Consider the following 8,101-nt stretch of genomic DNA (forward strand, 5'->3'; position numbering starts at 1 on the left):
TGATGACTAATGACTAATGACTAATGACTAATGACTAATGACTAATGACTAATGACTAATGACTAATGACTAATGACCTATTAGAACTTTTGACCGACAAAAACCGATCGCACATCTCCGCCCTTGCGAATCACTGCTTCTTGATTTTTGATTTCTGCCAGAGTCCAACCGCTAGCGCCGATGCTTTCGCCCACATAAATCCTGCGGGCTACGCCGTCTACTTCAAACAAAGCAGCAGATCGATCGCCCAACTCCAAAATTCCCACCAGCGTGTGCGCGGAAGTCGAGGCGCTGCTGACTGCTGGTGCCGATTCCCTCGCTGCTGGTGCCGGCGCAGATTGGCCTGCTGCTGGTGCCGGTTCGGTTTCGCGAGCCAAAATCTTCGGCTGGGGAGCCTCCGACTGGGAAGCGGCCACGGGACTTCGATTCCCGGCTGCTGCGATCGCCCTACCCGAGACTGAAGCAGCCGACGAGGGAGAACCTGCGACGGTTTGAGGAGCCTGAGTCACCGTCACCTGAGCCGGAGGAGCCGGAGCCACCGTCACCTGAGCGGGGGGAGGGATGACTACGACTTGGGGCGCGGGTGCTCCCGGCTGGGCGGCGACTTGTTCTAGGGCATCAGCGATGCGGTTGACTGCTGTCGAAAGACCTGCGGTTGGTGGCGGCGCGCCGGAAATTGCAATGCTCGGCAGCGTTCCTGGTGTGGCGGCTCCGGGAACTCCGGCAAGTTGCGATTTGGACTGGGGTGCTTTGTTTTGTTCGATTGATACTAGCGAGCGCTGCGCGTATTCTACAAACTTCGTGTCTGGTGTTGTTTTGCCGCTTGCAGTTGGCGTTTCTGGTGCGGGGGCGACGGCGGCGGGCAAGCGTACCAGTCCAGACTTGCTGGCGAGCCACAATCCCATGACTAAGAGCAGCGATCCAAATGCTGCTCCCAGCAGGATTTTGTCGAAGGATTGTTTAGACTGCTGTTTTTTGGTTGTTTCTAGAGCGACTTGGCGGGCGAGCGCTTCTACGTCTTTTTCGCTAGCTTGCGGAGACTGGGGTGTCAACTGCGACAAAACTATTTGAGGTACCGAGATCGATTTGAGCGCCACGAATTCTGGTCGTGTCGGCTCGGCTGGCAGTCCGCCGCTGCCGTCGCAGGCTCGATCGACTCCTTCAAACAGTTCGTCCATCAACCGATCGGCATAGGACTCAACTGCCACTGCTTCGGCTGGAACTTTTTCGACTGTCGCCACTACGGCGATCGGATCTGACGTTGATTCCAAAGGCATCTGTTTGGCGATTACTTTTTGAGACATAGTTTTCTGTTGGCTCCCGCTCGACAACCCTGAGATTGTCTGGTTCAGACTTCTACAAGATACTTGTGATGTTGACCAATTCTTTGCTCAGAACAGGTCAATTGTAGCTTAACCTCACCATATTTTAGTGGTCAATCAATTTACTTTGCCCGATCGACTTTTGTTGTACTTACTTTTGGGCTTTTTGACGCTTTTTTGCTACCGAGCTTACTAAAGCTGACTGCTTATACACTTTTAACCATATTTGTCAACCCCGTTTAGCGGTAATTCGCCGATTTTGACAGAAAACTTGAATTTGATGATAGAGGCTCGTAGTGCGGTGAAGTCCGCACTAAGAACCGGGTTGCGCGTGGGGACACGATATCATGTCTTGTTACCAAGTCAAGCTACAGGTTTGACCAAAGATTCTGTTGCTAATCTATCTCAAATTTTGACTGCGGACAAAACGTTTTTAGGGGAGCGTGCGGGAGTGCTACCAGAATCTTGACAAGCACAAACAGACGAAGGATTGCGATCGGTTTTGTATCTATAGTAGCACTGCCCAAAATTAACCCACCAGTTCCGCCAATTCCAACCAGCGCTCCGTCGCCCGATCGATCTCTTGAGTCAATTTCGCCAAACGATCGGATAATTTCTTCACCTCAGCAAACCCGCTCGGAGCATTGTCAGACAAAATCTTCTCAATCTCTGCTTTCTCAGCTTCCAACTGCGGAATTTGAGTCTCTAACTGCTCGTATTCCCGCTTATCATTAAAGGAAACTTTGGTGGATTTTGAAGTAACAGCTTTGGGTTTTGAGTTGTTAGATGCTGCAGTGCGTGCAAGTTTTTCTTTTTCTTTTTGTTCTTGCACTTCCTTGGCTTCTTCGGCTTTTTTATAGTCCAAATACACCGAGTAATTGCCGGGATACAAGCGCAAATTGCCTCCTGGTTCCAAGGCGAAAACCATGTCAATTGTGCGATCGAGAAAATAGCGATCGTGGGACACCACAATCACGCAGCCGTTAAAATCTTCGAGATAATCCTCCAAAACCGCCAGAGTTTGCACGTCCAAGTCGTTTGTCGGTTCGTCCAAAATCAGCACGTTGGGCGCACTCATCAGCACTTTCAACAGAAATAATCGGCGCTTTTCCCCGCCGGAAAGTTTGTTAATCGGCGCATACTGTTGGTTCGGCGGAAACAGAAACTTCTCCAACATTTGAGAAGCGGTAATGATTTCTCCATCCGCCGTTTGCACCAACTCGGCTACACTTTTCAAGTATTCAATAACTCGCTGGTCTTCGTTCGGCGTCAAATCCTCTGAATGTTGGTCGAAATAACCGATATGAATGGTTGTGCCAATTTCGACAGTACCAGAATCCGGCTGAATGCGTCCGGTGATGATATCCATCAATGTCGATTTTCCCGCACCGTTGCAGCCAATAATTCCAATCCGGTCTTCGGGAGTGAAATTGTAGGTAAAATCTTTAATTAAAGTGCGATCGCCGTAAGCTTTACTGATATGCAGTAACTCAATCACCTTCTTACCAATCCGGCGGCCCGCTGTGGCAATTTCGACTTTGCCGTTGGCTGTTTTGAATTCCTCTGCGCGCATATCTTTAATGCGATCTATCCGGGCTTTTTGCTTGGTACTGCGAGCCTTCGGCCCTTTTTTGAGCCATTCTAACTCGCGCCGCAATACTCCCGAAAATTTGCGCTGAGTGCTGGCGGCGGATTCTTCAGCTAGGGCTTTTTTCTCCAAGTAATAAGCGTAATTTCCAGCATAATTGTAAAGGTCGCCGCGATCGATCTCCAGGATGCGATTGGTAACGCGATCGAGAAAATAGCGATCGTGCGTAATCAGCAGCAAAGCACCGCGATAGCCGTTCAAATAGTTTTGCAACCACTCCACAGACAGCGCATCCAAGTGGTTTGTCGGTTCATCCATCAGCAACACATCGGGCTCGGAAAGCAAAGCCGTTGCTAAGGCAATTCGCTTGCGGTAGCCGCCGGACAAATCGGCAATTTTCGCATGAAAATCCTCAATTCCCAACTTAGTCAAAATCAATTTAGCTTTAGTTTCCAAATCCCACGCATCCACCTGATCGATGCGTTCGGACACCGCAGACAGACGCGCCATTAACTTGTCTGTATCGCCTTTGCCGTGGGACAATTGATCGGAAATTTCCTCGTATTCGCGCACTAAAGCCATTTGTTCGCCGCTGTCGGCAAATACTTGCTCTAAAACCGTATGATTTTCCTCTAAATCGGGCTGTTGCGGGAGATAGACAATTGTAGACCCTGGATTGACCCAGCGATCGCCCGCGTCGATCGACTCCATACCGGCAATCATTTTCAGCAGGGTGGATTTCCCGGAACCGTTGGTGCCGATGAGTCCGACTTTATCGCCTTCATCGAGGCTGAAGCTGGCATCTGTCAAGAGTTCCTTGATGCCGAAGTCTTTTTTGATCGATCGCAGAGTAAAAATAGTCATGAGTATATAAGATCGTTTACCTAACTTAGTTTAGCGCTGATGGGGATTTAAGCTTACTTGTGGTAATATCGACTTCAACTTGAAGCAAGGGTTGAGCTAGAACAAATATTTCAGGCTCTTCAAGCAAAACTCTCTCAATAAACTATCAGGGAATAATAGGGCGCTGTACCGGATCGTAATTCCGCTGGGCCCATTGCAGTCGCTCAACGCGATCGCACGCACACCCATTTTTCCAATTCTCATCCCATCTTCGCCGCGCCTGTCTTTCGATCGATCGGAGAGTAAAAATAGTCATGGTTATGGATTTAGATGAAAGAAAGTTTGCCGTCAGGCAGTTTTACGAGCAGTTTTGGAAAGCGAACCCTGAAGTGACTTTATACGAGACAGTAGTTTGTAATAAATGCCCTGACGTTTGCCCAATTTATCAAAAAATTGCCAGTCTTAAATTGTTGGCAAAGTTTGTTAGTTCAGGTTTTGATTGTGTAGAAATCCAAAGAGCGCAGCAGAATATTCCTCAAGCTGTTTCTGATGCTTTCGAGCGTCACTTCTGGTATTCCCAGTGGACGATTAGTGAATTATGTCTGGTAAAAATTCCGATTGCTGGACAAGACACATTTTTTTTGTTCGTTGCAGGCTTGTGTGATGATGGTTGGGAAAACAATACTAGCTTTATCGAAATTTTTTCCGAGGGAGGTGAGTTTATCGGCGCAACAGATTTGTTCTCCGGTCGAGCAGTGAAATGGAGAGAAACACAATTCACCAATCAGGACTATCAATACATTACAGGTGAGCCTCCGCCTCCTTGGCCTAGAGATATTTCTAACGATATATCATACGACGAACCTTTATCGCCCGAAGCAATGCTCGCAGAGAATTTGTCCTGCCTGTCATTAGAGATAGTTTACTATTATGAGCCTTTCTGGTCAGAAGAAATGCTCTGGCAATCTGCTGTAAAAATTGAGTATGAAGGGGCAGTTATTCGTTATGTTGTTGGTGAAATAAATTAATATAAGACTGAGTTTATATTGTAATACATAAAAAATTAATTGCTTGAAATAGCGATCGCCACTAGGATCGATAAAAAAATCCTCTGCGGTAAAATGAGGAAAAAAAACACGGATAATTCCCAGATGAACGATCGCTCCTCAGCAGATTTGATATCTGTGACAGAGTTACACCGCCAGCTTAATGACTTACTCCAGCAACTATCACCGGAACGATTACAGGTGCTTGCTGATTTTGCGGCTTACTTAGCAAATGCTGAAAGCGAAGCTGCAACTCAAGAACTTTTGGCAATTTCTGGATTGCTAGAGCGAGTTAAGCAAAATCAAGCAACCCCTAAAACTGATTACACAAACTGGAAAAGTCTTCGATCTGATGTATGAAGTTCTTCTGTATTCTGATGCTCAAAAGGTTTATGTCAATGCTGACAAAGCCCTAGCGAAGAAAATTGCCCGATGTTTAGAACAGATAGAATAAACTCCCCGATCGCACCCTAATATTAAAGCCCTCAAAGGAGATTTTGCAGGGTACTATCGCTACGGAATTGGGGACTGCAGAGTCATTTACTCGATCGAGGATGAAGTCGTGCAGGTATTTTTTGTGGCGCGATCGCCCATCGCAGTGAGGTGTATGAAGCATGAGGGCGAGTGAGTCAGCCCAGCAACAAGAGCGATCGATTTAATCACTAAACGGGCGATCGATCGCAGTTCCAACTGGATTCGCCGTCAATAAATTCTCTCTACTGCTCAAACTATTTATCTCAAATAACCGCGATCGCGCTTCCTTAATCGATCGCTCTTTTTCTTTCAACAACTGCTTCTCCCGTTCTACTCGTTGCTCGATCGGGTATTTATAAGAAGTCGTGCCGATCGACTGCTTAAACAGATGAGCGAAAAGTCCCTTAAGATTATCTGTTGTTAGCCGAGATTAGGCAAGCAAAATGGTGGGCTTTGTGGGTAAGTGCAAACGATCGCCGATCGAGGTACCACACATCACTGCAACCGACCTTATGCTAAATTATTGTTGGAATTACAAGCGATCGCCAGCGCAAGCAGAAAAGGAGGATATGCAAAAATGGGTAAAGGCAGGTTAGAAGCGTTCAGCGACGGTGTAATCGCCATCCTCATCACCATTATGGTGCTCGAATTGAAAGTGCCCCATCAAGCTGATTTAGCTGCGCTGCGTCCGCTAGTTCCAGTATTTCTGAGCTATGTACTCAGTTTTATTTATCTGGGTATCTACTGGAACAACCACCATCACTTGTTACAGGCGACTCGGCACGTCAATGGTAATGTCTTGTGGGCTAATCTGCATCTGCTGTTCTGGTTGTCACTGATTCCCTTTGTCACTGCCTGGACAGGCGAGAACCACTTCGCGGCCTGGCCAGTTGCGCTTTATGGCACTGTGCTGTTGTTGGCTGCGATCGCTTACTTCATTCTTACTCGTGTCCTTATTTCTTACCACGGTAAAGATTCTACTCTGGCAATGGCACTTGGGCGAGACTTTAAGGGTAAGGTATCAGTAGTGATTTATGCTGCCGCAATCCTGCTTTCCTTTGTGAACTCGTTGTTTGCTTTCATGCTGTATGTTTTAGTTGCGATCGTGTGGCTGATCCCCGATCGGCGTATTGAGAAGATACTGACTTCGTGAAGAATATTAGGGGGAGTTTAACGCTCATTCTTCGTCTTACCAATTACCAATTACTAATTACCAAATGACGACTTTCATGCAGAAAGCGACATCGATATCCTAGTTGCTTTTGCCCCCACAGCCAACTGGAGAGCCCTCGATCGCGCCCAAATGCAGGAAGAACTCGAAGCACTGCTAAGCAGACCAGTTGATTTAATCAGTAAACAGGCGATCGAGCGCAGTTCCAACTGGATTCGCCGCCTTTGAAATTCTCTCTACCGCTCAAACTATCTATGTCAAATAGTCGCGAGCGTCAGCGCCCGAACAACTGGCTGTACCATTAAATCCATTGTCAGCAGTTTCAGAAACCCAACTCGCTACAATTAAACTATTGATTTTCTCTCCCACATCATAATTGCGATTCCGTCTGGATTTAGCCCCCAAGATTACCTTTCCCTCGAACGCGATAATATCATCCGATATGAATATCGGCATGGTTTAGTCTACGCAATGGCCCGAAGTAGCGATAATCATAGCCGTCTCAGTATTAATCTTTTAACCGCAATTAATCTTCACCTGCGTGATGGCGACTGTCAGTTTTTTTCCGGTGATGTCAAGGTGAATTATGCCGATGCGTTTTTCTACTATCCAGATGCCTTTGTCACCTGCGATCCGCGCGATCGCAACGATCGTTATGTGAAGCGCTATCCTAAATTAATTGCCGAAGTGCTATCCCCTTCCACTAAAAACTTCGATTGTAGCGATAAGTTTTCAGATTATCAACAGCCTAAATCCTTGGAAGAATATGTTTTAATCTCCCAGGATGAGATGCGGGTAGAGTGTCGCCGTCAGGTGCAAGATGAGAACGGGGAACGTTGGGAAACGGTAGTTTATGGTGCGGCAGATAGAGCGATATTTCAGAGTATACAGCTTGATGTGGCGATCGAGGAGCTATATCGCGGTGTGAGTTTGGGGCGGTAGTCGATCGCGATACACAAAGAACACCCGCTGTCTGACGACAACATAAAAAATTGCGATCGCCCTTTCGCTGCATCACCAGCGCGATCGCCCTGATTGTAATCGCTACTCCAATTTAACACGCTTTTCCCATTAGTAGACCTAAATAATGTATGATGATCGCCAAACCTTAAGCCACAAAAACTTCTGTGTTAGAAGCCTTCGTATTTGCCACCATACTGTGCGGATTTTTTGGTATCATCCTCAAAAAGAACCTGGTAATGAAAATCGTCTCTATGGACGTGATGAGTACCGGTGTAATTGCCTATTATGTCGTGATTGCATCCCTCAATGGCTTGTATACCCCAATTATGGGAGAAGTCAAAAATAGAGCTTACGCCGATCCAGTCCCCCAGGGGATCATCTTAACGGCGATCGTCATCGGCTTTTCAATTCAAGCCCTGATGCTGGTGGGTGTGATGAAGCTAGCACGAGACAATCCCACGTTGGAAACCAGCGAGATTGAAAAAAATAACACGCCTTAAAACCCATCAATGAATATCCTGACGATCGCTTGGCTGACACTACCATTTTTTATTGGGTTCGTGATTGCTCTCATCCCAAAGCTTGACAAATATCTCGCCTTGGGCATCACCTTTGTTTCGGCTGGCTACGCGCTGCTGCTATTTCTGGAAAAGTCACCCGTTAAACTACAGTTACTAGATAATTTCGGTGTCGA

12 protein-coding genes and 2 pseudogenes are annotated in these 8,101 nt (G+C 46.9%); 8 read left to right on the forward strand and 6 right to left on the reverse strand.

The annotated features are described in order from the left end of the window. Positions 1-80: 80 nt before the first annotated feature. Positions 81-1,304, reverse strand: a complete 1,224-nt coding sequence (locus QUA97_RS27525; RefSeq protein ID WP_194068513.1) for a hypothetical protein — start codon at positions 1,302-1,304, stop codon at positions 81-83. A 244-nt stretch (positions 1,305-1,548) separates the two neighbouring features. Here QUA97_RS27525 and QUA97_RS27530 point away from each other — a divergent pair, with 244 nt between their 5' ends. After that, a complete protein-coding gene (locus tag QUA97_RS27530; RefSeq protein ID WP_194068515.1) occupies positions 1,549-1,791 on the forward strand; it encodes a type II toxin-antitoxin system PemK/MazF family toxin in 243 nt (80 codons plus the stop codon). Positions 1,792-1,851: 60 nt separating this feature from the next. Here the strand turns inward: QUA97_RS27530 and QUA97_RS27535 are convergent, their stop codons facing one another. Continuing rightward, a complete protein-coding gene (locus QUA97_RS27535) occupies positions 1,852-3,774 on the reverse strand; it encodes an ABC-F family ATP-binding cassette domain-containing protein (protein ID WP_333197454.1) in 1,923 nt (640 codons plus the stop codon). A gap of 145 nt (positions 3,775-3,919) precedes the next feature. Further along, positions 3,920-4,069 carry a hypothetical protein gene (locus QUA97_RS27540; RefSeq protein WP_194009615.1) on the reverse strand — a complete coding sequence of 50 codons (150 nt, stop codon included), beginning with the start codon at positions 4,067-4,069 and terminating at the stop codon, positions 3,920-3,922. A gap of 4 nt (positions 4,070-4,073) precedes the next feature. Here QUA97_RS27540 and QUA97_RS27545 point away from each other — a divergent pair, with 4 nt between their 5' ends. Further along, a complete protein-coding gene (locus QUA97_RS27545; RefSeq protein WP_228050109.1) occupies positions 4,074-4,781 on the forward strand; it encodes a hypothetical protein in 708 nt (235 codons plus the stop codon). 93 nt (positions 4,782-4,874) lie between these two features. Continuing rightward, complete coding sequence (locus tag QUA97_RS27550) at positions 4,875-5,159, forward strand: hypothetical protein (protein ID WP_194068521.1); 285 nt, start codon at positions 4,875-4,877, stop codon at positions 5,157-5,159. Positions 5,160-5,235: 76 nt separating this feature from the next. On the opposite strand, the gene QUA97_RS27555 is transcribed toward QUA97_RS27550, so the two are convergent. Together QUA97_RS27555 and QUA97_RS27560 are read right to left on the reverse strand one after the other, a co-directional pair. Continuing rightward, the gene (locus QUA97_RS27555; RefSeq protein WP_194068523.1) at positions 5,236-5,415 is read right to left on the reverse strand and encodes a hypothetical protein; all 180 of its coding nucleotides are present in this window, start codon (positions 5,413-5,415) and stop codon (positions 5,236-5,238) included. A gap of 39 nt (positions 5,416-5,454) precedes the next feature. Continuing rightward, a complete protein-coding gene (locus QUA97_RS27560) occupies positions 5,455-5,586 on the reverse strand; it encodes a hypothetical protein (RefSeq protein WP_333197460.1) in 132 nt (43 codons plus the stop codon). A 213-nt stretch (positions 5,587-5,799) separates the two neighbouring features. Between QUA97_RS27560 and QUA97_RS27565 the strand changes: the two genes are divergently transcribed. Together QUA97_RS27565 and QUA97_RS28425 are read left to right on the forward strand one after the other, a co-directional pair. Then, a complete protein-coding gene (locus QUA97_RS27565; protein ID WP_333197463.1) occupies positions 5,800-6,426 on the forward strand; it encodes a TMEM175 family protein in 627 nt (208 codons plus the stop codon). A gap of 78 nt (positions 6,427-6,504) precedes the next feature. After that, positions 6,505-6,672, forward strand: a pseudogene (locus QUA97_RS28425) (nucleotidyltransferase family protein); the annotation flags it as partial. Positions 6,673-6,696: 24 nt separating this feature from the next. Here the strand turns inward: QUA97_RS28425 and QUA97_RS27570 are convergent. Next, a complete protein-coding gene (locus QUA97_RS27570) occupies positions 6,697-6,900 on the reverse strand; it encodes a hypothetical protein (protein ID WP_194068527.1) in 204 nt (67 codons plus the stop codon). On the opposite strand from QUA97_RS27570, the gene QUA97_RS27575 reads away from it, so the two are divergent. The 3 genes and pseudogenes from QUA97_RS27575 to QUA97_RS27585 all read left to right on the forward strand — a co-directional run. After that, positions 6,877-7,386 carry a Uma2 family endonuclease gene (locus tag QUA97_RS27575; RefSeq protein ID WP_333197471.1) on the forward strand — a complete coding sequence of 170 codons (510 nt, stop codon included), beginning with the start codon at positions 6,877-6,879 and terminating at the stop codon, positions 7,384-7,386. The two genes, QUA97_RS27570 and QUA97_RS27575, sit on opposite strands and share 24 nt — an antisense overlap. 185 nt (positions 7,387-7,571) lie before the next feature. After that, positions 7,572-7,907, forward strand: coding sequence for an NADH-quinone oxidoreductase subunit K (locus QUA97_RS27580; protein WP_194009618.1), 336 nt, complete (start codon positions 7,572-7,574; stop codon positions 7,905-7,907). Between the two features lie 9 nt (positions 7,908-7,916). Further along, positions 7,917-8,101: pseudogene (locus tag QUA97_RS27585) on the forward strand (cation:proton antiporter); the annotation flags it as partial.

Source organism: Microcoleus sp. CZ3-B2 (assembly GCF_036705055.1).
Classification (GTDB): Bacteria; Cyanobacteriota; Cyanobacteriia; order Cyanobacteriales; family Microcoleaceae; genus Microcoleus.